The 26188-nt window shown below is 36.5% G+C and carries 30 protein-coding genes; 12 read left to right on the top strand and 18 right to left on the bottom strand.

Annotated elements, in window-relative coordinates; all coding sequences use genetic code 11:
- Positions 1-115: 115 nt before the first annotated feature.
- The 6 genes from ATE47_RS06225 to ATE47_RS06200 form a co-directional block, all read right to left on the bottom strand.
- Complete coding sequence (locus tag ATE47_RS06225) at positions 116-1195, bottom strand: chorismate mutase (protein ID WP_062161145.1); 1080 nt, start codon at positions 1193-1195, stop codon at positions 116-118.
- A gap of 383 nt (positions 1196-1578) precedes the next feature.
- On the bottom strand, positions 1579-2118 hold the full coding sequence (locus tag ATE47_RS19355; RefSeq protein ID WP_228376329.1) for a hypothetical protein: 540 nt from the start codon (positions 2116-2118) through the stop codon (positions 1579-1581).
- 77 nt (positions 2119-2195) lie between these two features.
- Positions 2196-3281: a DNA polymerase III subunit gamma/tau gene (dnaX, locus tag ATE47_RS06215; RefSeq protein ID WP_062161144.1), complete on the bottom strand. Its 1086-nt coding sequence runs from the start codon at positions 3279-3281 to the stop codon at positions 2196-2198.
- A 101-nt stretch (positions 3282-3382) separates the two neighbouring features.
- Positions 3383-4012: a TetR/AcrR family transcriptional regulator gene (locus ATE47_RS06210; protein ID WP_062161143.1), complete on the bottom strand. Its 630-nt coding sequence runs from the start codon at positions 4010-4012 to the stop codon at positions 3383-3385.
- Positions 4013-4018: 6 nt separating this feature from the next.
- A complete protein-coding gene (locus tag ATE47_RS06205) occupies positions 4019-5272 on the bottom strand; it encodes an aminotransferase class I/II-fold pyridoxal phosphate-dependent enzyme (protein WP_062161142.1) in 1254 nt (417 codons plus the stop codon).
- Positions 5273-5496: 224 nt separating this feature from the next.
- Positions 5497-6252 (bottom strand): response regulator transcription factor, encoded by a 756-nt coding sequence (locus ATE47_RS06200; protein ID WP_062161141.1) that lies wholly within the window; start codon positions 6250-6252, stop codon positions 5497-5499.
- 94 nt (positions 6253-6346) lie between these two features.
- Between ATE47_RS06200 and ATE47_RS06195 the strand changes: the two genes are divergently transcribed.
- Entirely contained in the window at positions 6347-6994 is a 648-nt protein-coding gene (locus ATE47_RS06195) for a DUF1349 domain-containing protein (RefSeq protein WP_062161140.1), read from the top strand.
- Between the two features lie 151 nt (positions 6995-7145).
- Here the strand turns inward: ATE47_RS06195 and ATE47_RS06190 are convergent, their stop codons facing one another.
- Both ATE47_RS06190 and ATE47_RS06185 read right to left on the bottom strand, forming a co-directional pair.
- A complete protein-coding gene (locus tag ATE47_RS06190; RefSeq protein WP_062161139.1) occupies positions 7146-8144 on the bottom strand; it encodes a hypothetical protein in 999 nt (332 codons plus the stop codon).
- 207 nt (positions 8145-8351) lie between these two features.
- Complete coding sequence (locus ATE47_RS06185) at positions 8352-8570, bottom strand: hypothetical protein (protein ID WP_082632649.1); 219 nt, start codon at positions 8568-8570, stop codon at positions 8352-8354.
- 675 nt (positions 8571-9245) lie between these two features.
- On the opposite strand from ATE47_RS06185, the gene ATE47_RS06180 reads away from it, so the two are divergent.
- Positions 9246-9578 carry a hypothetical protein gene (locus ATE47_RS06180; protein WP_062161137.1) on the top strand — a complete coding sequence of 111 codons (333 nt, stop codon included), beginning with the start codon at positions 9246-9248 and terminating at the stop codon, positions 9576-9578.
- Here ATE47_RS06180 and ATE47_RS06175 read toward each other — a convergent pair.
- The gene (locus tag ATE47_RS06175) at positions 9564-11147 is read right to left on the bottom strand and encodes a Na+/H+ antiporter (RefSeq protein ID WP_062161136.1); all 1584 of its coding nucleotides are present in this window, start codon (positions 11145-11147) and stop codon (positions 9564-9566) included. The two genes, ATE47_RS06180 and ATE47_RS06175, sit on opposite strands and share 15 nt — an antisense overlap.
- A gap of 475 nt (positions 11148-11622) precedes the next feature.
- Here ATE47_RS06175 and ATE47_RS06170 point away from each other — a divergent pair, with 475 nt between their 5' ends.
- The gene (locus ATE47_RS06170; RefSeq protein WP_062161135.1) at positions 11623-12039 is read left to right on the top strand and encodes a hypothetical protein; all 417 of its coding nucleotides are present in this window, start codon (positions 11623-11625) and stop codon (positions 12037-12039) included.
- A gap of 368 nt (positions 12040-12407) precedes the next feature.
- On the opposite strand, the gene ATE47_RS06165 is transcribed toward ATE47_RS06170, so the two are convergent.
- The 5 genes from ATE47_RS06165 to ATE47_RS19215 form a co-directional block, all read right to left on the bottom strand.
- Positions 12408-13505 (bottom strand): cytochrome-c peroxidase, encoded by a 1098-nt coding sequence (locus ATE47_RS06165; protein ID WP_228376328.1) that lies wholly within the window; start codon positions 13503-13505, stop codon positions 12408-12410.
- Positions 13506-13710: 205 nt separating this feature from the next.
- On the bottom strand, positions 13711-15180 hold the full coding sequence (locus tag ATE47_RS06160) for an alpha-amylase (RefSeq protein ID WP_062163471.1): 1470 nt from the start codon (positions 15178-15180) through the stop codon (positions 13711-13713).
- A gap of 4 nt (positions 15181-15184) precedes the next feature.
- Complete coding sequence (locus ATE47_RS06155) at positions 15185-15937, bottom strand: SDR family oxidoreductase (protein ID WP_062161134.1); 753 nt, start codon at positions 15935-15937, stop codon at positions 15185-15187.
- A gap of 26 nt (positions 15938-15963) precedes the next feature.
- Positions 15964-16476: a CinA family protein gene (locus ATE47_RS06150; protein ID WP_062161133.1), complete on the bottom strand. Its 513-nt coding sequence runs from the start codon at positions 16474-16476 to the stop codon at positions 15964-15966.
- A 95-nt stretch (positions 16477-16571) separates the two neighbouring features.
- Positions 16572-16736 carry a hypothetical protein gene (locus tag ATE47_RS19215; protein ID WP_185097138.1) on the bottom strand — a complete coding sequence of 55 codons (165 nt, stop codon included), beginning with the start codon at positions 16734-16736 and terminating at the stop codon, positions 16572-16574.
- 249 nt (positions 16737-16985) lie between these two features.
- On the opposite strand from ATE47_RS19215, the gene ATE47_RS06140 reads away from it, so the two are divergent.
- The 9 genes from ATE47_RS06140 (at position 16986) to ATE47_RS06100 (ending at position 23827) form a co-directional block, all read left to right on the top strand.
- On the top strand, positions 16986-17582 hold the full coding sequence (locus tag ATE47_RS06140; RefSeq protein WP_062161131.1) for a Crp/Fnr family transcriptional regulator: 597 nt from the start codon (positions 16986-16988) through the stop codon (positions 17580-17582).
- A gap of 158 nt (positions 17583-17740) precedes the next feature.
- Positions 17741-17953, top strand: coding sequence for a hypothetical protein (locus ATE47_RS06135; protein ID WP_062161130.1), 213 nt, complete (start codon positions 17741-17743; stop codon positions 17951-17953).
- 125 nt (positions 17954-18078) lie between these two features.
- The gene (locus tag ATE47_RS06130) at positions 18079-19830 is read left to right on the top strand and encodes a cbb3-type cytochrome c oxidase subunit I (protein ID WP_062161129.1); all 1752 of its coding nucleotides are present in this window, start codon (positions 18079-18081) and stop codon (positions 19828-19830) included.
- Between the two features lie 11 nt (positions 19831-19841).
- The gene (locus ATE47_RS06125; RefSeq protein WP_062161128.1) at positions 19842-20837 is read left to right on the top strand and encodes a cbb3-type cytochrome c oxidase subunit II; all 996 of its coding nucleotides are present in this window, start codon (positions 19842-19844) and stop codon (positions 20835-20837) included.
- 2 nt (positions 20838-20839) lie between these two features.
- Entirely contained in the window at positions 20840-21103 is a 264-nt protein-coding gene (locus ATE47_RS06120; protein WP_150114795.1) for a hypothetical protein, read from the top strand.
- 13 nt (positions 21104-21116) lie between these two features.
- Positions 21117-21524, top strand: coding sequence for a hypothetical protein (locus ATE47_RS06115; protein ID WP_062161127.1), 408 nt, complete (start codon positions 21117-21119; stop codon positions 21522-21524).
- 241 nt (positions 21525-21765) lie between these two features.
- Positions 21766-22767, top strand: coding sequence for a KGG domain-containing protein (locus ATE47_RS19045; RefSeq protein ID WP_062161126.1), 1002 nt, complete (start codon positions 21766-21768; stop codon positions 22765-22767).
- 71 nt (positions 22768-22838) lie between these two features.
- Positions 22839-23408, top strand: coding sequence for a YciE/YciF ferroxidase family protein (locus tag ATE47_RS06105; RefSeq protein WP_082632517.1), 570 nt, complete (start codon positions 22839-22841; stop codon positions 23406-23408).
- A gap of 53 nt (positions 23409-23461) precedes the next feature.
- Positions 23462-23827, top strand: coding sequence for a hypothetical protein (locus tag ATE47_RS06100; protein ID WP_062161125.1), 366 nt, complete (start codon positions 23462-23464; stop codon positions 23825-23827).
- A gap of 19 nt (positions 23828-23846) precedes the next feature.
- Here the strand turns inward: ATE47_RS06100 and ATE47_RS06095 are convergent, their stop codons facing one another.
- From ATE47_RS06095 to ATE47_RS06080, 4 genes are all read right to left on the bottom strand, one after another.
- On the bottom strand, positions 23847-24695 hold the full coding sequence (locus tag ATE47_RS06095; protein ID WP_062161124.1) for a cyanophycinase: 849 nt from the start codon (positions 24693-24695) through the stop codon (positions 23847-23849).
- Between the two features lie 61 nt (positions 24696-24756).
- Positions 24757-25551 carry a hypothetical protein gene (locus ATE47_RS06090; RefSeq protein ID WP_062161123.1) on the bottom strand — a complete coding sequence of 265 codons (795 nt, stop codon included), beginning with the start codon at positions 25549-25551 and terminating at the stop codon, positions 24757-24759.
- The gene (locus ATE47_RS06085) at positions 25535-25771 is read right to left on the bottom strand and encodes a hypothetical protein (RefSeq protein WP_062161122.1); all 237 of its coding nucleotides are present in this window, start codon (positions 25769-25771) and stop codon (positions 25535-25537) included. The genes ATE47_RS06090 and ATE47_RS06085 overlap by 17 nt, the downstream gene beginning before the upstream one ends.
- Positions 25772-25921: 150 nt before the next feature.
- Positions 25922-26155 (bottom strand): hypothetical protein, encoded by a 234-nt coding sequence (locus tag ATE47_RS06080; RefSeq protein WP_062161121.1) that lies wholly within the window; start codon positions 26153-26155, stop codon positions 25922-25924.
- Positions 26156-26188: the final 33 nt, after the last annotated feature.

Raw genomic sequence — 26188 nt, 5'->3', positions numbered from 1 at the left:
ATTAGGATTAGGTTTTAAGGTCTGAGGATTTTAGAGTTTAGGAATAATTATTTTAATTATTATGCTAATAAACACTCAGCCCTAAAACTCTAAAACTCTCGAACCCTCAAACTTATCACCTGTCAATCATAATATTATTCTGAACCTCAATGGATTCTTCATGGATTGCCTTAAAAACTTTTTCTATAAATTCCTGAGACATTCCTGTTTCAATAGCTTTTTGAGTTGAATATTCTTTAATCACTTTCCAACGTTCCGGCTGGAAAATCGCAATATCATTTTCTTTTTTAAGCTTACCAATCTTTTCAGAAATTTTCATTCTTTGGGAAAGCAGCTCTATCAGTTGAAAATCCAGATCGGAAATCAATGTTCTATGACGTCCCATTTCTCCGTCAAATCCGGCCAATCCTGTATTTCTTACTTTTAAATTACCAATAAGTTCCGCTAAAACTTCCGGAGTTATCTGCTGAGCTGCATCGCTCCACGCTTCATCCGGATTACAATGCGTTTCGATGATAGCACCCTGATATCCTACATTCAAGGCTTCCTGGGTGATATCGGCCAGACCGGTTCTGTTCCCGCAAATGTGTGAAGGATCGATCAACATTGGGATATTCGGGAACTGACTTTTAAAGTCCAGGGCAATCTGCCAGTTTGGATTATTTCTGTATTTTGTTTTTTGGTATGTCGAAAAACCTCTGTGAATAGCTCCTAATTTCTTAATATCCTGCCCAACCAATCTTTCCAAAGCTCCTACCCACAGGGCCAAATCCGGATTCACAGGATTTTTGACCAAGACAATTTTATCCGTTCCCTTCAAAGCCATCGCAATTTCCTGAACCGTAAAAGGGTTCACCGTAGAGCGGGCTCCTATCCAAAGAATATCGACATCCGCTTCCAATGCAGCAAAAACGTGGTGAGCATTAGCTACTTCCGTTGCCGTTTTGAAGCCGTACTCTTCCTTTACTTTTTTCAGCCAGTTCAGGCCGATCACTCCTACACCTTCAAATCCGTTGGGCTTTGTGCGGGGTTTCCAGATTCCTGCACGGAAAATAGGCACTTGTGCATTGGTTTCCCGGATCCTTTTTGCTGTTTCCAACATCTGAGTTTCACTTTCCGCGCTGCATGGTCCCGCAATCATCAATGGCTGTGAAAACTCATTGATCCAGTCGTTCTTTAATTCATTTAATTTCATTTATCGTTAATTTATTTATTCTTATTGTGATTAATTCCATAGCAATTTCATTATAAAGTTACTTTATAATTCTTTTCAAAAAAGCCGTTAAAAAATTTTTAAAGGAATCAGGAATTGAAAAAGGATTGATCATCCCTGCTTGTTTTTTGGAAAGAAATTCAGATTAGCAGTACCAATAATAAAATCGGTAATAACTTCTGAAATTTCTAAGATAGGTAGATATAAAGCCAGAATAACCGCTAAAGAACTCAGCGGATAAAATTGTAGACGTGTATGGCATTGATCTTTCTTGCACTTGAGATGTCTATTTTCTAACTTTTTTGTTTTAATTTATTTTGAAAAAAATGACTTTTTCTTATAAATATTTGACAAATATATAAAATTTATGTCAAATCAAACCTCATTAAATCATCAAGATCTTTAAGCAAAGGATTTTTCTCGGTGAATTTTTCAAAGATTTTCCTTTTAGTCATTACTTCTACCTTGAGATTTTCAAAGTCTCTTTTGTAGTCAATTTCAATAGAAAAATTGTGAACTTTTGTTTTAAAATGATTAAAAAATTCCCTGCTTACCTTATCAAACTCCGTTTTTGCAGAATCTGAAGGGTATAAAACCGTAATCTGATTTTCGCCGGACTTTTCAAGCTTAAAGGTTTTGATGGCGTTATAAACAACAATATCCTTTGTTTGAAGCTGTTTCAATAACAGATTCCATTCGGATTGCAGATCGGTGTCGGTAAAATGATTTTGGGGAAGATTTTCTGTTTTTACAGCAATTTTTTCTTCTTCTACCGGCTTATCTTCCTTGTTTAGTAAAGCGTTAATACTGATTCCGGAGGATATAATCTGTCTGGATAACGGCTTGCTTGTTTTTTTAATTTCAACTTCCTGAGTGATCGTAACACTTACAGCCTCGGTTATCACTTGCTTCTTCTCCTGAACTTCAATAGATTTTTCTGGAATTTCTATTTTCTGCTTTTCATTAAGAAACGGAGCTAATATTATAAACTTTTTTTTTTAGAAATCTCAGAATTCGCGGTCAGAGAAGCTAACTGCATTAAAGCAATTTCCACTGTAAGGCGAGGATTCTTTGAATTTTTATAATTGATGTCTGCGTGATTACAGATTTCGATCGCGTCAATAAGCTGTTGGGCATTCCAGTTTTGAGCCTGCTGCACAAATTTGGTTTTTGTCTGCTCTCCTACTTCTATTAACTCAATTGTAGAAGCATTTTGCGCCATCATCAAATCTCTGAAGTGATTTCCTAATCCTGCAATAAAAATATGCGGATCAAAACCTTTCTTTACAATTTCATTAAATGCAAAAAGTACTTCCGGGATTTTATTTTCTTTTGCAAGATCCACCACTTTCAGATATTGATCATAATCCAATATGTTCAATACTTCTGCGGCTTTTGCAAGGGTAATATTTTTTTGTGAAAATGTGGATAGCCTGTCAAAAATAGAAAGAGCATCTCTGAGTGCTCCGTCTGCTTTTTGGGCAATTAAATATAAAGCATCATCCTCATACTGGATATTCTCTTTTTGAGCAATTCCTCTAAGGTGACCCTGGATATCTTCAATAATGATTCTCTTGAAATCATAGATCTGACAACGCGATAAGATTGTTGGGATAATCTTGTGCTTTTCAGTGGTTGCCAAGATGAAAATGGCGTGAGCCGGCGGCTCTTCAAGAGTTTTAAGGAAAGCATTGAAGGCAGCGGAAGACAGCATATGTACCTCGTCGATGATATATACCTTGTATTTACCAACCTGAGGTGCAAAACGAACCTGATCTATCAGTTCCCTGATATCGTCAACCGAGTTATTGGAAGCTGCATCTAATTCATAGATATTGTAAGCGAAGCCATCTTCTGAAACCGAACCGTCTTTTTCATTAATTTTTCTGGCCAGAATTCTGGCACATGTAGTTTTACCAACACCTCTTGGTCCGCAGAACAATAAAGCCTGAGCCAGCTGATTTTCTCCAATTGCATGTTCTAAAGTATCCGTAATATGCGATTGCCCAACAACAGTGTCAAACTCCTGTGGACGATACTTTCGAGCAGATACGATAAAATTTTCCATTGGCCAAAAGTAAGAAATATAGTTCTAATTTGAAAATTAAAAGTTTTCAAATTTTCAACAAAAACTTATTTATTGGTCAATAGGAAAACTTTTTTTCATCATTATTTTTCTTCGTATGCGAAATCAATGATCTCGACGATAGCTTTTTCAATTTCTTTTCTACCTTCCTCAGTTTTAAGGTCGATACCGCAGAATTTGCTTGCATTGTAGCCTGTATAAAGGTTCAGGTAGTAAGCTCCGGAAACCAGAAGGGCTGCGATGGCGCGATATCTTGTAGATTTGTCCTTGAAATGGGGATCAATGATATTTGTGAAAAGTAATTCTCCGATTTCTTCTCTTTCATCTGCGATTTTTTTCAGGATAGGCTTGTTCTCAGAAAGCCCCCAAAGGATAATTTTCTGAAGCTCCTTATTCTTCTTTATGTGTTCGAACTGATTAAGGATAGCTACTTTAGAAAGCTCCTTTCCTCCATCGGAGAAATCAACCTGGATATTATCCTGATTCATTTTACTCCAGTAATCCTGAGATTTGATATACTCGTCTATGAGTTTTTCGGTACTCCCGAAATACTCATAGATAAGTTTTTTATCAAAGCCTGCTACAGCAGCAATTTTACTCACTTTTAAACCTGAGTAACCTTTTGTTCTTAAAATTTTTCCTACTGCAGCGAGTAGTTTTTGTTTAGTTTTTTCTTTATCCCTTATCGGGCCTTGTACAACTTTTCTTGGCATTTGTTATTATTTTTTTGCAATATGCAATTTTTTATCGATATCCTCAAAAGCATTGAGGGTTTTATCAAGGTGTTCCCTTTCGTGAGTCGCCATGATACTCATCCTGATACGTGCATCTTTCCTCGCTACTGCGGGATATATGATAGGATTTGTATAGATTCCTCTTTCTATTAGTAGCTTTCCTACGTCACCTGTTACATGAGGATCACCAATTTTTACAGGAATCACTGCAGAAGACGTAGTTCCGGTTTCCAATCCAAGATCATTTAATCCCTTTTTGAAGTAGTTGATATTCTCCCACAGCTTTGCACGCCATTGCGGCTCTTCATCTATCAGCTCAATCGCCTTAACAATCCCCATTGATGAAGGAGGCATTGTGGCAGAGAATATCTGTTGACGAGACTGGAATCTTATAAAATTGGCCAGCTTTTTATTCGTAATCACATATCCTCCTAAACTACCGAACGTTTTACTAAATGTCCCGGTAATAATATCTATTTTGTCCAGCAATCCTGTATCTTCAATCGTTCCTCTCCCTGTTTTGCCTAAAATCCCTACTCCATGCACATCATCAATCATTAAATAGGCATTGTATTTTTTTACCAATTTATATATCTCTTCGATAGGCGCCGTATCTCCGTCCTGAGAGTATACGCCGTCTATTATTACCAGCTTTGTACGGTAATTATTCTCGGAAGTTTTCAGAATATTTTCCAAAGCTTCCAGATTATTATGAGGGAATGTCTTTCTATTGGTAAGAATACATCCTTCATATACGCTTGCATGCACCGCCATATCCACAATTGCGATGTCTTCTTTCTGAAGCAGAATCTGTAATGTAGCACTATTAGCTGTATAGCCTGTAGTGAAAATTACAGCTTCATCCTGAGTTCTTCCAAAAAAAGAAGCTATTTTTGATTCTAACTCAGTATGGTACAAATAGTATCCTCCAATAAGTGGAGTTGCTGCCGTACCTGTTCCGTATTTTTCGATCCCTTCGATGGCGGCCTGCTTAACTTTTGGGTGTTGAGTAAAGCCTAAATAATCGCTGGTAACGAAACTCACGAATTCTTGTGTTGCATTTTCCGTGCCAACATTCATTACAGAGCTACAACCTGTATTATTTCTAAGCCTGTAGCGGTGTCCGTTTGATTTCATATATTCCAGAAAATCATAATAGATATCTGCACGATCCATCATATCGTATCCGGGAATATTCTCAAAATCCTTAAAAGTTGCTGTTGAAAAGTTAATGTTCATCCTTATATTGTTAGCTGTTAATATAACAAATATAGAACTATTTTAAAATAAGATATACGTATTTTCTTTAAATATTTATTATGTGTGAAATATTTTTATTAAAAACTCTTAAATGCGGGAATTATTCATAATGGATATCATCAATTATGATTAAAAAAATAAAGTGAATTTTTAGTGCAATCGATTAAAAATTAAACAATTAATTAACGATTTTAAGGCTGAAATTAGTGTTGAAAACTATTACTAAAAGCTTCAATAGAATTTTTCACCTTGAGTTTTTCCAGAATATTTTGGCGGTGCCTGTTTACGGTATTGATGCTGATTGAAAGAAAATTGGCGATTTCCTTGCTTGTAAAACCTTCCCCAACGAACTTCAAAACCTCCAGTTCTCTTTGAGAAAGTATATTTTTATACACAAGCTTGTCTTCCACCACTATTTCGCCTTTAGTAGAATTGATGATTAAAAAATCTGACGGCTGGTATTGCGACTGATCCAGTGCAAAATTGTAGAGGCAAAGCGCAAATCTCAGCTTCAGATTGTAAGGTGAATAAAAGTAAAACATACGGTGCTGAATAAACTTGTAAACTTCATTTTTATCTTTCATTTTCAGCCTTGACAAAACACTATATTCTGTCCTTTCTTCAGGTTTCATTAAATCTAATAATTTAAAGAAACGCAATTCGTGAATATATTTTTTGATTTTATCATCCGGATGAATTTTTTTCAGGATTTCTTCTTCCCAGATAGAATTGATAAGAGCGGGGTTTTCTTTAAAATTTAATCCTAATTCCAAAGCTGTTTTTGAGGAATAAACCCAACTTTTATTCAACTGCATATCACTTAATACTGCCACAGAATTTTCTACCTGAGAATAGGTATTGGCAATGTTTTTATACCATTCAATGTCCAGGAGACATTCTTTGTTTTGCCCGGATCCTTTTTGGAGCAGCGTTTTATTCAACTTTTCTACGATTTCCATAAAATGGTTATTTATCAGTATTGATGAAGCTCTCTTTTAATTTTACATTTGCTAAAATAATAATTTACATCCAGTTGTAGTTACCCAAAACAAAATGAAGAGAATATTTTTAAGCTTTTGTGCAATATTTATGATTAATAAAAACTTTGCACAGACATTGGAAAAAATGACATGGTTCAACGAGCCGGAAAAATGGGAAATAAAAAACAACAGATTAACCATGTTTGTAACGCCACAAAGTGATTATTGGAGGATCTCGCATTATGGTTTTACCGTTGATGATGCTCCTTTTTTGTACACTATTTATGGCGGGGAATTTGAAGCGAAAGTAAAGATCACGGGGAGTTACAAAGCCAGGTTTGATCAAATGGGATTAATGCTGAGAATAGACAAGGAAAACTACATCAAGGCAGGAATTGAATTTGTAGACGGAAAATACAATTTAAGTACTGTGGTAACTCATAAAACCAGCGACTGGAGCGTGATCACATTAGACAAGACGCCTTCGGAAGTCTGGATAAAAGCTGTGAGAAGGCTGGATGCTGTTGAGATTTTTTATTCATTTAATGATAAAGATTATATTATGATGCGGAACGCCCATCTTCAGGACAATTCTCCGGTAATGGTAGGTTTGATGGCCGCTTGTCCGGATGGAAATGGATTCAGCGCGACTTTTGAGAATTTCAAGGTAAAACATTTACCTGATGAACGTCGTCTGAAGTGGCTCGAAAACAATAAATAGATTGAATCATGATTCAATATACAGTCAATTTTTATTTGCCTCTCAGTAATGGGAGGCTTTATTTTTATAAAAAAACCGGATAAAAAATATCCGGTTATCTTTTGTGTGTTTTAGAATCTATCTTCATTAATTATGAGGGAAAAAATTAATATTAATCAATCCTGGTAAGAATTATTTTATAACTTCTGGTAACATTTCCATTATTAGTCACGTTTATAGTTCCTGCTGAGGGCATTGTTAAAGTATAATTTAAAGCGGTAGAATTCCCACCGTCCTGACAAGTTGGCTTACCCGTCCAGGTAGTGACGGTGGTTGTTTGGTTTGTTTCGGTAAATGTTGGCCCTTTGGTTGCACTAGGGCTTAAAAGTCCGCTTACTCCTCTGATTGCGAAACTACCGTTAAAAGAAAAGTTATTCACAAAATATTCAGCTGTAGCAACATACACGCAGGCATCGCTGTCTATAACCATAGCTTTGTAAACGCCCTGAATAATTCCTGTAATCAATGGGGCTGTTGCCCCGCTTGCAACACTCACTGTATTTGAAGTTGTTCCTCCATAAATAGCAGACGGAGACGCCTTTACCAGCAATCCATTAGCATCAGAATACACCGGTGTTACAACATTGGTTCCCGCAACCGGAGTAATACTTCTCACCCTTGCCGTTCCGTTTACATCGAGGGTATTAGTTGGTGCTGTTACTCCAACGCCTACATTTCCGTTAGACAGCATCGTGGCGACCGTTGTCAAGGTTTGTCCGTCACCATAAGTTCCTACGGAATTGGCTCCTACATTAAACTGCAGTCCGGCTTCCGCACCCGATACGTTGATGGAAGGAATACTTGGGGTAACATTAAACCAAATATTATCCCAACTTCCACTACCTGTAGAGTTTTTCATACCGAAAGTTGTTCCTACTATATCTAATTTTACAGCGGGTGCCACAGTACCGAGCCCTACATTTCCGGCTGGAGTTACGTTAATATCATTGGCTTGCTGGGCCGCGGAGGGTGTCCCGGTTGCAGGATTGTCTTTTGCGGCATCAATATTAAATGAGCCCTGGGGATTTGAGGTATTAATCCCAATCTGGGCTTTAATTTGGTACAGAAAAACTGAAATAGTTATTACAATATATAATACTGTTTTTTTCATGTTTAGAATATTTGTTATTCAATGGTTTAGTAAATGTAAAAAATAATTCAAACATAAATGATATATTTTATGTAAAATAATCGTAAAGAATATAATATCCGTTAAAATATTTTAACGAATAACAATAATTTGAATATTGAAAGTATCCGGAGTAACCCTTTAAGAATTAATGTAAGAAACAGTTATTAAGATGAATGAATTTAATATTCAACACCTCTTAAAACTACTGAATAAAATAATTTCGGAAACTTTTTCATCAGTGAAAGTGAGTGATAGAACGATCTTTTTGCCGAGCCAGGTTTTCCCGACCTCATAAGTCCAGGTTTTACTTCTGAAATAATTGAAACCATTAAAGGTACAGCCTATTTCTTTCATGATTTCACGACGGGTCTTACCCATCAGGTGGCTATAATTTTCTTTTTTCATATCGTGCGTTTGCATTTTGGTAACAAAAAAGAGACCAAAAAGTTTTTGCAAACTTCTGATCTCCAATACAAAGACAAGTATTATTCCTTTAAACAGCAAATAAGGAGATCTCACAATCAAAAAGAGATTCTATAGTTATTAGTAGAAAGAGAATAATAATAAGCAAAATTTACTTGTCATGAAACTCGGGGCAAATGTAAACAATGTAAAGTACTGATGCATATTAATTTATGTAGAAATAATTCTACTTTTTTGTAGAACTTTCGCTACAAAGAAACAGAATCGATTCAGAATAATAAATTTTAGAAAATAGTAAACATGCTATTTATTGAATAATAATGGAATACCACAAAAATCACTTTTATAGCCATAATTTTAAATAATATTACATTTTTAAGACGTTTTATTACAAATTTTTAATATTTTTAAAAAAAATTAAACTTTTTGGTTAGATATTTGAAGTAGAAAAATTAAATATAAACAGACTATCTGTCGAAAATTTTACACACACCATCACTTAAAAAATATAATGTCATGTCAACTCATTTCACTTCTGCAAAAGACAGCCTTATCAAGGTATTGAGAAAGTCTTTCTCGATTCCCGTCTACTGATTCTGAAATTATCATATTAAGTGTTTTAAAAACAATTCCGAACAATTAAAAACCTTTACGATCATGATCTTTGAAGATGAACATTCTGTATTGCAGGATAACCACAACCTTTCGTTTGTGAAAAACGTTATTAATTTTCACGGAGATAAATCTTTCATTCTGAATTCTTTACAAAAAATAAAGAACAATACGTTGTGCAAGATGAAAAGAAAAACCATCAATAAACTCATTAAAGAATATACCCATCACCTTAATCAGTATATTGAAAATGAAGACATTCACTCAAAGCCGGACAACTATGAGCTTTCTCCCGTGTACGCGAGGCAATCTTACAATAAGGTTTTAAAAGAAGATGAATATCTGCAGAAGGTTCTAACTTTTTTAATGAACCAATAAAATCCTTTCTTCCTCCAGATCAATTCTCATGAGATGCTTTCTGATAAGATCTTCATCGAAATGTTGGTTTTTATCATGATTCTGCTCTATCAGCCAGTCTCGCTGTTTGTTCAGAACATCAAGGTAAGCCATTTTGATCTCGGAGGAAAGCTTTATATCAGAATCCTCCTCTATTTTCCCTTTCCATTTTTCATGAATCTGCTGTAAAAACGGGCTGTTTTGCAACATTTCACCATAATGGTCGGTGAGATGATTGACCGTCAGTTTTGCCATTTCCCGCCGGATCAAATCTTCCGCTTCATCGTCCGGAAGATGGTCATTAAAAGATGGCATATTCATTTTTTTAATCAGATAAGGCAATGTAAGACCCTGAACAACCAATGTTGTCAGAATCACAATAAACGTAATAAATAATATAAGATTTCTTTGAGGAAAATCCGGCCCGCCTGCATGTAATTTCACGGGAATAGATAATGCGGCAGCCAGCGAAACCACTCCTCTCATACCCGTCCAACCCAAGAGTATAGGTGCTTTGAAACCCGGACTTCTGACATCTGCAACAGTAATGTAATTCCTCGCAATCAAGGTAATAATCACGGCTCCGTAAGCTGATAAAATCCGTACTATCACCAGAACAGCGGTAACCAGCAAGCCGTAACCAATAGCGGCAGAAACACTTACACCTTCAAGTCCGGAGGTAATTTCCGGGAGATCCAGCCCGATTAATATAAAAACCAATCCGTTCAGCACAAAAGCAAGGCTTTCCCAGACATTTACACCCCGGAGACGGGATGATGTACTTAAAAAATTATGCCTGTTGTTCGATAGTAGCAAACCACCGCTCACCACCGCCAAAACGCCGGAACTGTGAACTTCTTCCGCAGCAATATACATTACATAAGGAGCAACTATTGTGAGAATAGTATCCATATTGGCATCCGTGGGCAGATATTTTTGTCCTTTCATAAACAACCATCCCACCAGCAAACCAATCCCGATTCCGCCGACGACCATCCATGAAAAGCTCAAAACCGCTTCATGCCAGATGAACTGACCTGTTGCAACAGCTATCATTGCAAAACGGAAAATTATTAATGAAGATGCGTCATTCAGTAAACTTTCTCCTTCCAGGATTGATGACATTCTTTTCGGTACTTTCACAAATTTTAAAATGGCACTTGCGCTTACTGCATCAGGCGGAGAAACAATTCCTCCCAATAAAAACCCCAGTGCCAGCGAGAATCCGGGGATAAAATAATTGGCCACAAAAGCTACCGTAGTTGCTGTAAGAAAAACCACAACAAATGCAAAACTTCCTATAATCCGTCTCCATTTCCATAATTCTTTCCATGAAATTGCCCAGGCTGCTTCATATAATAAAGGGGGAAGAAAAATAATGAATATCAATTCCGGATCAATTCTTATCACCGGAATATTAGGAAGGAAACTTATCAAAAGTCCTGCAATAACGAGCAGTACCGGATAAGCAACCCTGATTTTGTTGGCCAGCATAATCAGAAAAACAATGGCAACAATAAGAGAAAGATAAAACGGAAAGTTTTCTATCATCTGTGCAAGATTTTAATTGTAATTAAATTTAAAAAATTTCGGTAAACAAACTTTGCCCATACAGCTAATTTAGTTCTTGATATAAGCTTTTATTTTTTCTAAATTTAAAAATACAATAAATATCTACAGTTTTATCTCCCTTTTTTCTCCCTATTTTTCTGTTGAATTCTATGATTTTATCTGCAATAAAAATTTTTCATTTCTTGCAAATTGAGAATAAATCACAAAAAAATGATTATAATTAAACAATTCACATACCACACATGTACCACATTTTTAACTTTAAAAAGTTCTGTTTAATTTGTGTAAGTCACTGTTTCAGCAAGATTAACAAGTATTTACGTTAAAATTTTACATTATAATTAACAATAGTTTAAAAGATTATTCACCGTGTAAGGCATAATATTTGCAAATATTCTTATACCAATTATACCAAACACTCACTTATATAATAACCTAAAACACACAAAATATTATGAACGTTGCAGATCTAAAAATTAAAAATTTAGTGGAATATAGAAATCAGATTTATAATATTACTGAAATATTCCAAAATAATGAAAAAGATTATTTTGTAAAAATTGAAAATGATATTCATAGTTTTTCCGTTCCCGCAAAGGCAATTAAACCGATTCAGATTACAGAAGAATGGCTTGAAAAATTCGGTTTTTCAAGAACTTACAGCTCTGACCAGCGAATAAGATATGAGAGACCGGAACCATTCATTAAATATGATATTGATCTGGACTCAAGAAAAATTGTTGACGGACTAAAAATTTATGGAAACTCAATAAAATGTAAGTATATCCATGAATTTCAAAATATTTTCTCGTGTTTATTCGGGAAAGAACCAACCGTAGCTACTTACGGATTAGTAGGCACCGAATCTTAATTATAATATATTTTAAATTAAAAAATCACAACCTTCTGGTTGTGGTTTTTTATGGGTAATTGTCAAAATAAAAAACCTCCAGAAAATTCTGGAAGTTAAAACCAATAACTGAATTAAATTTTTTCATTAAAAAACTGAATTATTTCAGCCATTATTCTCTTTGATTTTCAATAAAGAATAACTTATTGATAAATTTAAATTATTTTTTTCAATTGTTGGTGATTTGTTATAAATATTTTAAAAAAAGTTTTAAAACACTGTATTATATTATTAAAGATACCATAATACTTGCATTAATTTTATTTGGGAAGTTCCGGTACGGTGATTTTTTCGTTTTTACCTGATAATGTTTTCAAAAATGATTCCAGCTAGGAAATTTCTTCATCCGTCAGTTCCAGCATCCTTACCATTCCGGATTTTTCGGAAGCCAATGTGATTCCTTCATGTACCGTTGACCGTTTCTGGCCATGTTCCGGATTTCCTTTGCTGTAAAACTGAATGACTTCTGTAAGCGTAGTCATGGATCCGTTATGCAGGAAGGGCCCTGTTTTCGATATTTCACGTAAGCTGGGAACTCTGAATTTCCCCGCGTCTTCCGGATTTTTAGTTACTGAATATCTTCCTAAATCCTCTCCTTTTTCACCCAACAAAGAAGTTCCGATATTTTCAAATGAACTGTTGGAAAAATATCCTGAATTATGGCAGTTCATACATTGGGCTTTCGTACGGAAAAGATGCAGTCCCATGACTTCATCGTCTGTATAAAGTTCTGATTTACCATCAATAAACTGATCAAATTTGCTGGGTAAACTTTTAATGGTCCTTTCAAAAGTGGCAATAGCTTTGGAAATTCTGTCTTTTGTTACGGTTTTATCTCCAAATGCTTTTTCAAATAAAATTTCATAGCCTTTTATTTTTGCAATTTTTCCTGCTGCAATATCGATATGCTCACCCATTTCCTTTTCATCCTGAATGGGAATTTGCGATTGTTCTTCCAACGATCCTGCCCTGCCGTCCCAGAATAGAGATTTTGCATACGCCACATTCAAAATGCTCATTGCATTTCTTGTTCCGGCCTGCCGGTCATGCCCGAAAGAAACAGTTCTGTTGTCGCACCATGCAAGTTCAGGGTCATGGCAGCTGGCACAGGCAATTTGATTAGATCGGGACAGGCGAGGATCAAAAAAAAGCGTTTTACCTAACATTGCTTTTTCATCTGAATATTGATTATCCCCGGGAAATTCAACATCAGGAAGGTGTCCTATTTCGGAAAAAGTAGGTACTGATTCCGGATCCAAGATCGGTTTTGGCCATTGTGAAGAATCTCCGGAAGAATATAATTTTCTCAGGTTAGCAATAAAGTCGGTTTTTTGTCTGATCTCTTTGTTAACGGTGTTGTTTAGACAATTATTTAAAAGTGAGACAGTTAAAAATAAAATTAAAATCCAGCTTAAAGCGTTCTTCATTTAATAAATAATTAAGAGATTGAGAAATTAAGAGATTTGGAGATTACTAACTTCTAACCTTTAATTTCCATAATTATTAAGTTTTAGCAAAAATATGGATTCTTGATATACCTATACAAAGAAATATGGGATTACATATCATCAAAAAATTAAAAAAAGCCTTTAAATACAAAATCTAAAGGCTTAATTTTTAAAGTAATAACAATCAGGCTTTCACCCAAACACTTACAGAACCGGAATTCACCCAAAATGTGGCTTTTCCGTTTTCATCTGTTACTATTTCATGATTTCTTTGTTTGAGGAAATCAATGTATTTCGAATGGGCATTTTCAGGTCCGAGATCAATTTCTTTAAAACCCTCATCACTATTGGAAATTATGACAACACAGCCCGGATTTTCATGATTTCCTTTTCTTACCCATGCAATGCAGTTGGCATGATCAAAATAATTGACCTGTTCGCCGTGTGCAAATTGCCGTCTTGCCTGCAATAAAGGTGGTAAAACTTCAATTTTCGGCATGACTATTTTTATTTCTTCGCCATCTTTTACATCAGTATATTCCGCTCCGAAAAGATCCGGATAAAAAACGCACGGATAAGCATCCTCCGACAGTAAAATGATAGCATAAGCCAACGGTTTGAACCAATCTTTTACCGCAGATTCCAATGACTGAAGCTTTTGGGTATCGTGGTTTTCAACAAAAGAAACTGAAAATACCGGTTTTTTTTCCAGAAAGCTTCCTTTCAGAATCTGGGTAAGGTCATAATCTTTTCCATCTTTCGAAGCGGTAAAGAAATTATAATGTAAAGGCGCATCAAAACAGGAAATTAAATCATCCATTTTATCTGAAAAGTAGGATATTTTTTCGGCTTCATCTTTCCAGAATTCACCCAAAACATAGCAGTCAGGATTCAGTTCTTTTTTGATATAGGTAATCCATTCTTTAAGAAAATCTGATGAAAGATGCTTCAAGGCATCCAGGCGTATTCCGTCTACTTTAGTAGTATCAAAATACCATTTTATCCAGTTTTTCATTTCCTGAACCACATGCGGATTGCGGTATTCTACATCTGCACCCATGAGATAATCAAAGTTTCCGAACTGATGACTTACTGCGTCTGTCCATTCCGTGCCGTATTCATTATGAATTTTAAAAACTCCTTTCATCTCCTCGCCATCTTTTTTTACACTGTCTATTCCGCTGAAGCAATGGTAATCCCAAATAAAATCCGAATATTTACCCTGCCTTGCCGGAAACGTAAATTTTGTACAGGCAGAAACTTCCATTGGATCTGTAATGGTTTCGTTACGGTTTTCTTCATTGACACCATGTACTGTGATTTTTTCTTCCTCGTCACCGCCCATTCTATGGTTGAGCACAATATCTGCATATACGGAAATGCCCGCTTCATGAGCTTTGTTAATGGCATTAAGATATTCTTCCTTCGTGCCGTATCTGGTAGGGATTCCGTCTTTTTGGTCGAATTCTCCCAGATCGTACAAATCGTAAACATCATACCCTCTTCCCTCTTTTCCCAGGCTACCTTTATTTGCGGGAGGAAGCCAGGCTGCGGTAAATCCCAGGTTTTTCAAAAATTCTGTTTTTTCTGCAAACTCATTCCAAAGGTTTCCTGAATGATACCAGTGAAAATATTGAATTATTACTCCGTTCATAGCCTTATCCATTTACAATTAATCCTCCGTTCGGGTGCAACACCTGTCCTGTAATCTGCGCTGAAGCATTGGTAGCTAAAAATAAAAAGCTGGCAGCAACTTCTTCCGTAGAAGCATTCCGTTCCAGTGGCGGTTTATTCTGATCTTCCTCCTCTTCACCAAATGTTTTTTCGGTGAGCGGTGTAGCAACAGGCCCCGGAGCAACCGCATTCACACGAATTCCTTTAGGCTTGGCCTGCAAAGCTAAAGAACGCGTAAAAGATACGATGGCACCTTTCGTGGCAGAATAATCCAGCAGTTCTTCATGTCCCAGATATGCCACCGCCGATGTTGTATTGATAATGGAACTTCCCGCTTTTAAATAAGGAAATGCCGCTTTTGTCAATAAAATCATCCCGATAATATTGGAATTGAATGTTTTGCGGATATTCTCTTCCTTTAAATCTGTAATGTTTTCTTCGGGGAACTGAGTTCCGGCGTTATTAATTAAAATATCAATTCCGCCAAGATCGGAAGCTGTTTTTTCGACTACATTTTTACAAAATTCCGAATCATTGATATCCCCTTTAAAAACGATTGATTTTCTTCCAATTTCTAAGATCTCGTTTTTAGTTTTTGCCGCATCCTCATCATCATTATAATGTACAAAGGCAATATTGGCACCTTCCCGGGCAAAAAGCAGGGCAACGGCCTTTCCGATTCCGCTGTCTGCCCCGGTAATGAGGACATTTTGATTGTTTAATTGTAAGTTTTTCATAATATTTTAATTTGGTGTGATTAAGACTAATTCTGTTCCTGTTTCAAAAGCTGCTGTTTATCCATTTCAATCTTCAGGCATTCTAATATAAATTCGCTGTAGCACAGCTGAGCATTGATGGATTCTTTTCTGGGGTTGATATCCAGTTTTTTAGAAAAAATAATCTTATCCTTATAAGAAAAAGAAAAATAGGCAAAAAGCTGATAACCTGATTCTTCAACGGGAGTTGCATATCCTGTAACGGCTATTCCCCAATCTGTATCAAATAATTCTGCTACGTTTAAGGCCATTGTTTCCGCAATATTCTGCGAGACGCAATCGCATTGTACAGCTTCCTCTTTATCCACATGCAAAAATTTTACCTTTTCTTCGATCGTATATGCCGTCATGCCACCTTTGAAGAAATTGGAAGCATTTTTTATCTGTGAAAAAGAGAATTGTAAAAATCCTGCCGTAACACTCTCCGCCATAGAAACTGTTTCATTATTCTCCTGCAGGTAATTCCCGATGAATTCTAGTAAATCCTTCTGAAGATTCATAATATTAATTTAATAATTTTAATTAAAATATAAGTTTTAGAAACACTTTCCGGAGTGGTTCTTTTAAAATTGTTGAATATTTATTTTAATTCAGCTTATGAAAGATCTTTTCTTCCTCGAAATTCTTCCGTTAAAATAAAAATTGACCGTCCTGCTCCTGAACAGAAACAAGCTTTTATTTTATCTGAATTGCTGTTGAATTCTATGTTGTGTCTTATGACTTCCGGCAAAATATGCCTTCCGAATAGCAAATTTGTCAAAAAAGTTTTTTTTCATAAACAATGGTCAATGTTTTGATACATTTGTAATAGAAACATCGGAAATAAATTAATCTGTTTATCGAATTTCGTGAATATTATTTATAGAAAAGATGATTGAAATCAATTTAGAAATAAATTATATTTAAATTATAAAATTATAATCGTCAGATAGCTGCCACTTTATTTCTTTCATCTTCAACAAGGCAGGACAAAACCTTATAACTGTTATTATCACAATAAAATAGAGATATGCTAATTGATCAAGAACTTTTACTGTCATACGGCGCGGAAATAGAGCTTTTTGACCCGTTTGAAACGATCTTCAACGAAGGTGATATTCCTAAGTACTATTATCAACTGGTGGAAGGAAGAGTCAAATTAAATCATTACAACGATGATGGTAAGGAGCTTATTCTGGCAATTCTGGATACAGGGCTCAGTATTTGCGAATTGCTGTTATTTATAGATAAGAAATATCCCGTAAATGCTATCACCTGTGAAAAATCCAGTATTTTAAGGCTTCCGAAGGCTGCTTTCTTCAAATTAATGGATGAAAACCCTCAGGTTTCAAGGGATATCAATCAATTTTTATCGGAAAGGCTGTATTTTAAATACATTATGCTTGAAAACAATTCTTCCCTGCGCCCAGAAGTAAGAATCAAAGGAGTTTTGGATTATCTCAAAAGCTTCAGCGAAGATCAGACGAAATATTCTTTAGAAGTACCTTTGACAAGGCAACAGTTGGCTTCAATGACGGCTTTGAGGGTGGAAACTGTCGTAAGAACGGTGAAAAAACTTGAAAAAGAAAACTTCCTTAAAATTATCAATAGAAAAATTTATATTTAATAATTACCTATTTATAGAAATATTAAGCTTCTCGTCATTGGAAGGCTTTTTTTGTGAGGTTTCTGATTTAATTTAAAAATGCACCGTTATGACACCAATCATAAAATTCCGTCATTCAACTTTATATCTTTGGGCTACACATCACAAAATTTAATATTATGAAATCTCTCTTATTGTTAACCGTATTTACGGGTTGCCTTGTCGTCAGCTGCACGAAAGAACCTCAACCTCAGCAAACCAATATCGACAGTCTGAATACCGGCGACAGCATGGTTTCTGGAACTGCCGGCATTACACCGGATTCCGGGGACAATACTCTCCCGATGGACAGTACAGCCTATGATGTAGATTCCATCAAAAACAGCAAATAATACCTTTCATATAGATTGCAATGTACGTTTTCATGTTTTCTGAAAGCGGAGTTGATGCTATTTGAAAAGAAGCATCAATACTGAAATACTAAAATCATTGTATTACTAATCCATACTATTTTGTTATGGCAGAATCGTCATTATTTAATCAGACCGGTATTCAGATTACAATAGTTTTAATGCTGATCATTATTATCGCAGGTTTGGTAGTAGTTGTTCTTAAATTTTTATCGGTATATTCAAATATTTTGAGGCGTCGGGAATCTTTAGAAATTCAAAAGAAAATAAAAGATCTCAGCCCCGAAGAAATTGAGGAATATGAAAGAAGGGAAAAAGAATTAAGCTCCGGACAAACCGAAAATCAGCTATCAGGAAATCTTGCCCCTTCTGATGAAAAAGGAGTTATCCGGAATATCAACTCTGTTGAAGAATTCAGGTTTTTTCCTACCAAAAGAAGAACTTCATCTTTTCTCAATTATATTTCCCCCGAACTTACCCGGCTCATTCTTTGGTTTTTAGGAACGGCCATATTCTGGCTCCTCATTGGGACTACATTTGGGCTATATGCCGGAATAAAATATGTGGCACCGGACGTGGAGCATACGAGCTGGTTAAGTTTCGGAAGGCTGCGTCCCGCCCATACCAATGCTGTATTCTGGGGTTGGGCATCATTGGCGATGGTAGGTTTTTCATATTATGTAGTAACAAGGGTAAGCAATGTTGAAAATTATAATCTTAAACAAGGCTATCTATCTCTAATCCTTATCAATACAGCAGTTCTGACTGGGACCATATCATTATTGGCCGGAATTAACAACGGCGGCGGCGAATACCGTGAATATATCTGGCCGATCATGATTACTTTTGGAGCTGGTGTAGCCATTTCCGCCCATAATTTATTTAAGCCTGTCACAAAAAGGATCGTTAAGGAAATTTATATCTCAAACTGGTATATTATTTCGGGGTTTATGTTCATTGTCATTGTTATTTTGGTAGGATATATTCCTCTGTGGCAGGACGGTGTGGGAGAAACTATTACCCAGGGATATTATATGCACCAAGCCATCGGGATGTGGTTTATGATGATCAACCTCGGGCTGATGTATTATTTTTTGCCTCAACAGCTTAACAAGCCTATTTATTCTTACAGCTTGGGGGCTTTGGCTTTCTGGACGCATGTTTTATTTTATACTTTAATAGGAACTCATCACTTTATCTTCAGTGCCATACCGTGGAGACTACAGACAACGGCCATTATTGCCAGTGTAGGAATGCTGATTCCCGTTGCTGCGGGAACTACCAATTTCCTTTTAACCTTTAATGGTGCGTGGTACCAGTTGAAAACCAGCTATACCCTTCCCTTTTATTTTATGGCGATTATATTTTATTTCACCGGATCATTTCAAGGGACAGTGGAAGCTTTCAGATATACAAACCTGCTTTGGCATTTTACGGATTTTACCGTTTCGCACTCACATTTAACGATGTATGGAATCATCACCTTTATGCTTTGGGGATTTTCTTATACCCTTATTCCGAGGCTTACAGGAAAAGAACCCCCGAAATTACTGGTGGGAATTCATTTCTGGCTGGCTTTACTCGGGTTGTTGATGTATGTCATAGCATTAATGATCGGCGGAACGCAAACCGGATTGATGTGGATGAAGAAAAAGCCTTTTATAGATGGCGTTATCAATATGTTTCCATTCTGGCTTTGGAGAGCTATCGGCGGAACATTTATGTGGATTTCGCATCTCATTTTCGCTTATAATTTTTACAGGATGGTAAGAGGAAAAGAAAGAATAATGAATCCCAGCACACCTGCAGAGATTTTGGCTGCTAAAAGGCAACTTGGAAATACAGAGTTTAAATCTTAAAAATTTTAGTTATGATGCTTTTAAATGATCATAGAATACTCTTCGGATCGTCGCTTTGTCTTTTTATTTTTCTGACTCTTTATATTGCTGTTCTTCCGGCTCTTGATAATCAGAGAATTAACAAGCCTCTACCGAGACAAACCAAAGTTTTAACGAAAGAAGAAAGAGCAGGAAAAATGGTTTATATAGAAAACGGCTGCGTTGCCTGCCATACCCAACAGGTAAGAAGTGTAGAAATGGATAATGTCTTTGGAAAAAGGCCAAGCATTCCTGCAGATTTTGCGGCTAACAGGAGAACGGATTTCTGGAGAAATACAGCCAATCTCATGGGAACACAGAGAGCGGGGCCGGATCTTACCAATATCGGAGAAAGGCAGCCAAGCGCAGAATGGCACCTCATCCACCTTTTCCAGCCAAGAGCAGCAGTGGAAGCTTCTATTATGCCATCTTACGAATTTCTTTTTATTGAAAGGGATTATCTGCAGCCAGGAGACATTGAAGTAAAAGTCCCTGAAAAATTTTTAAAAAATAAAAGAAAGAAAATTGTAGCCACACCAAAAGCTCTACAGTTGGTAGCTTATTTAAAATCCTTAAAACAAACAGATTATACGGATAAATCAATGGTTCCCGCTTTCTTATACAAGCAGAAAAAAGAAGAAGGCGGCACACAGGGAGGCGGAGAAAACCTTCCGGACGGAGGTGAGCTTTTCACAGCAAACTGTGCTTCATGCCATCAGGCGAACGGAGAAGGTGTTCCGGGAGCATTCCCTCCATTGAAGGGAAGTTCCGTGGTCACAGGTGGAGACCTGGAGCTGTATGTCAACATCATTATGAAAGGCTACGACCCAAGACCGGAATTTGCCACAATGCCTCCCGTAGGAAACAACGCCAACTTTACCCCTGAAGATGTAACAGCAATCATCAACCACGAAAGAACAAGCTGGGGAAATAACGCGAAAAAAGTAACCGTAGAAGAAGTAAAACTAATAATGGATAAAATTAAATAAAAATGAAAATACCAATAAAATATGTCTTAGCCTGGGCGTCCGTTTTTTTTACAATTTACACATATGCATGTGATACCTGTAAGCTTCGACAGCCCGAAGTAACGAAAGACCTCACGCACGGAACAGGTCCGGAAAGTGACTGGGACTGGTTTATTGTAGCGGTTGTTATTTTAATAACTGTTTTAGCCTTTATTTTTTCCGTTAAATATCTGATAAAGCCGGGCGAAAAAGACAAAAACCATATCAAGTACTCTGTTTTACAATAAAAAATCGTGAGCTATGACTAAAGATAAAAGTAAAGTTTTTCTCTTCATAGATGATGATCCTGTACCCATTGCAGAATTGGATACTCCTATTGTTTTTGATCTGGATACCAACAAACTTGCAGATGGGGAGCATGTTCTTAAAATCGTGAGCCATTCGCCGGCAGGAAGAGAAGGAATCAGAAAAATACCTTTTACGGTAGCCAACGGACCCGCAATCCGGATAGAAGGATTAAAAGACAAAGATATTGTAGACGGAACACTATCGCTAATGATAAATGCATACGATAAAGGAAATCAGAAAAGCTTCATTATCAACGGAAGTGAAACGCCGCAGACGATACCTTTCTGGATCTGGCTTATCATTATTTTATTTACGGGATGGGCTGTTTATTATGAAATAACCAGCGCGAATATTCAGTAAACAGTTTGAAGATAATCATAAAAAAACATAAAAATCCCTTAAATATGACTCGGCTCATAATTCTCGGATACTTAAAGTTTATAAATTCGATTATTCTTCTTTCTGCAATTATTATTGCTAATAAAATTCAACATCACTTTCTATTTCGATAGATAAAAATAAACCAAACTTTTTGCAGATCAAATACTAGTCACTGATCTGTAAACTATTCACCAAATATTAATTTAAAAAAAATTTTGTTATGAGCACTAGAAATTCAAACAATCGCAACTCAGGAAACTCTTCCAATGAAGACAGATCAACTCTTGAAGAAGTTTATCAGTTAGGATATGACCACGGTTACAACGATGCGTCTGAAGATGAAGATTACGATGATGATTTCTCAGATTATGAGGATTATTATGAAGATTATGATAACGAATATGATGAGGATTACGACGATGAAGAAGATTATGATGATGAAGACTACGATGATGAGGATTATGACGACGATGAAGATTATAATGACGAAGATTACGACGATGAGGATTATGATGATGACGACGACAGAGGTCGTGGAGGTTCCCGAGGAGGCCGAGGAAGAAGCTCTAACAGCGGCAACCAGCAAAGAGACAGCCAGGGAAGATTTACTTCCGGTAACAGAGGCGGTGGCCGTGGAAATTCCGGCGGTGGTAATGGTGGATCAGGAAGAGGAAGAGGTTCAAATTCAGGAGGGGGAACTTCAAGAAGAGGTTTCGCTTCTATGAGTAAAGCTGAACGTACAAGAATTGCCAGAATGGGTGGTGAAGCTTCTCATGGTGGCGGTAGAGGAAGTTCAGGCTCAGGAAGAGGATCTTCGGGCGGTAACGGCGGATCTGGAAGAGGAAGAGGTTCAAATTCAGGAGGAGACGGAACTTCAAGAAGAGGTTTTGCTTCTATGAGTAAAGCTGAACGTACAAGAATCGCAAGAATGGGTGGTGAAGCTTCTCACGGTGGCGGTAGGTCCGGAGGTTCAGGAAGATCTGGATCAGGTAGCGGATCAGGAGGTTCACGTGGTGGTTCGGGAAGAGGATCATCAGGTGGTAACGGTGGATCAGGAAGAGGAAGAGGTTCAAATTCAGGAGACGGAACTTCAAGAAGAGGTTTCGCTTCTATGAGTAAAGCAGAACGTACAAGAATTGCAAGAATGGGCGGTCAGGCTTCTCACGGCGGCGGCAGGTCATCAGGATCAGGAAGAGGCTCGAGAGGTGGTCGTAATTCATAGTTCATAGTTGATATTTGGTTACCTCTTTTTAAAAAAAGGGGTAACCTTTTAATTTAAAACAAATAACAATCATGGCAAAAACAACAAGTACAATCGGCAATATTGCAGAAAAAGCACTTTCAGCAATTACTCCATCCAATGAGAAAAGTTCTTCATTAAAAAAATTCTTTGTAGATGCCTTAAAGGATATCTATTACGCTGAAGAAGCCATCATAGAAGCTCTCAAGGAAATGCAGGAAGCTGCGACAACGGAAGAGTTAAAAGATGCTTTTGAAGATCATCAGCTACAGACAGAAAAACAGGTAAAACGCCTGGAAAAGGTTTTTAAATTATTAAATGAAGAACCTCAAAAGAAAAAATGTGAAGCTATTGAAGGTATTATCAAAGAAGGTCAGGAAGTTATAAAATCTACTGAAGAAGGTTCTATGACCCGAGATGCCGCACTGATCATAGCAGCACAAAAGGTAGAACATTATGAGATCGCCAGTTATGGAGGCCTCATCCAGCTTGCTATTACTTTAGGAGAAGATAAAGCTGCAGATCTGCTGGAAGCTACTCTTCAGGAAGAAGAAGATACGGATTATAATCTTACGGAAATTGCAGAAACATCAATTAATTTTGATGCAGAGCAAGAAGATTAACCTCATAAAATAAAGCCATATATCATTTTATATGGCTTTTTTTCTTTAAAAATATGCGAAAAAAGTATAAAATTTTTCCTGCTATACAGGCATTGTATTATTTTGTGACCGCCGTCTGGCCGTTTATCCATCTTGAAAGCTTTTTAGCCATAACGGGGGATAAAACTGATATCTGGCTGGTAAAAACGGTGAGTGTTTTACTTTTGCCGTATTGCCTGCTGTTAGCATATCTTACCTTTAATCCAAAAAGGAATCTCATCATTGTACTTTCCATTATGCTTTGCTGTTTTGTACTGATAGGAATTGACTTTTACTATCATTTTACAGGAGTTATAAAATGGACTTATCTTATTGACGGAGTTTTGCAGATTTTGTTTTTACTCTATTGGATCTATTATATAATCAATTCAAAAGAATGAAGGAACTCACATTACATAATTAGGAAGCTTCTTCTTTATTTCCTTTAAATATTCCATCTTTAAGATCAAACTGGCAATTTTCTGTCAGAATATGTACTTTAAGATTCTCTGCGTAAATAGGACATCCTTTTTTTACCGTTTTGATGTTGGTCTTTCCTATATTTTCAGCATCCAGAATCCAGACCATCCCCGATCCACGGCAGGTAGCCTTACTTCCCTCTTCGATCATTAATGCCGTATCTTCACCCAGGCCGATTCCCCAATATTCCTGATGAAGTATGATCGCGTGCGCAAGCCTTCCAAACCTTGCCCGATGAACGAAATGAGTATCAACAATACAATTATCGATAAATCCCAACCCAGAATCCAGCTCTATGTCGTTTTCCAACATCGCTTCACCATTTTCAGCTTCCACGATCACAATTTTTGGCATGCACATGGCTCCGGCACTTGTTCCGGCTATCGTAAAATCCTCTTCGTTGAGGTATTTTTCCATCAGAACTTTTTTTATTACTGATTGTTCCAGTGCTTCACATATCCGCTCCTGATCACCTCCTGTAAAAAATACTGCTTTAGCAGCGGAAATCCTTTTTACCTGATAATCTATGTGGATCTGATCATCACAAAAATCCAGAAAGTCAAAATTGGTATAGCCTATGTCGGAAAAAGTTTCCTCATAGGTTTTGCGCATACTTTCAGGCTCGGAAGTTGCCGTGGTGATGACTTCGATACGGTCATCTTTTGATTTTACCAGTAGTTTAAGAATTTCATGTGGAGAGAAATCGTTGTTTTTCCCTTCCATTTCTATATCATTATCATCTCTGTCTTCTTTACCGCCTATAATGAGCAATCTCCCTTTTGGAATCATAATCAATTATTTTTAAGTTTAAATGATTCGAATTGAATTTTTAAAAATGTATTTTTTAAGTTTAAGCCAGGCTAAGTTTCTTCTGCATCACTTCCGCATTCATCAGGTTTAGCCGCGAACCGTCAGTCAAAATATGGCCCTTCAGGTTTTTCACAAATATGGAACTTCCTTTTTCTACCGCTTTGATCCTGTCTTTACTTACATTTCTAGCATTCACCAGCATTACAGAACCTTTTCCTTTGCAGTAAACATCGCTTCCCTGCTCAATAATTAAGACCATACCTTCTGTGAGCCCCAATCCCAAACAGTCATTATTTAAAATCACGGTGCGCACCAGGCTTTTAAATCTTGATTTATAGTCGAATTGCGTATCAATGATACAATTGTTGACAAAGCCAAGACCTTCGCCTGTCCCGTCATTTTTAATGATAAGCTTTGACAGGCACATTCCTCCCGCTCCTATTCCCGCTATCGTAAAATTACTTTCGAGTAAGAATTTCCTGTACAAAAGATCCAGAATAGAAGAACTGTTCAGCATCTCCCGGATATCCGGAATATCATCAAGAAAGAAAATCGCATCCGCCTTAGAAAGTCTTTCATGGAAATTATCATTCAAAGGCTGATTTTCATGAATATGGATGTAATCAAAATTGGAATATCCGGCTTCTACAAGCAGTCCCGAATATTTTTCTATGGAACTCTTCGAGAAGCTTATCAATTCAATACGATTTGATGTATTTTTTGAAATAAGCTGAAAAATTTCCTCACATGAAAAATGTGGACTGCAAGGTTTTTCTGTCCTCAAATCTCCAGCCTGACTGCCTCCTATAATAACTAATCTACCTTTTGGAATCATATTGTTTCTTATTTTGAAGATTTTCGTTATCGGTTTCTACACTTGCGCTGTCGTTTCTGTGTTGAAGCGTGTCGGCTATTTCGTTTAAGGTCTGAATGGTATCCGAGGATGGGTTGTTCACCGATTCTCTTTTATTGTCCTGGTTCTGGTACTGAGTTTCGGATTTTGTACAGCTCGTCAGTATGCACAGAAATAGTGCACAAAATATTAAAGTTTTCATATTTATATTGATTTGGTTATTTCAAACTTAACAAATACAAAATTTTATTTTTATGACACCAATCACAATGTGAATATTTATTAAAAAATATTTATTGATTATTTAAAATAATAGATTAATATTCTATGAAACAATAAATTAACTTAGGGTTTAATCATCGTCTTTTTCCTTTTTAAAGCTCACCACTTCATACTCATCGTTGGAGCAATAATCCTGACAGCTTTTGTCATTAAAGGATTCCGGTGATTTCAGAAAGTCTTCAATAAATTTTACACTTTCCCCGGTATCAGAAGGTGTTATCACAATGTGAAAGTTTTGTAATACAGATTCATCGGCTTTCTGTAAAGCTTCTTTCTTATATTGTTTTGCTTCTTCGTAATTCATAAATGATATTTTTGATGGTGTACTTTTGATAAT

Origin of the sequence: Chryseobacterium sp. IHB B 17019 (assembly GCF_001456155.1) — a bacterium.
Taxonomy (GTDB): Bacteria; Bacteroidota; Bacteroidia; order Flavobacteriales; family Weeksellaceae; genus Chryseobacterium.
Note: the sequence above shows the minus strand (reverse complement) of the source record. Positions and strands in the feature narration are given on the sequence as shown.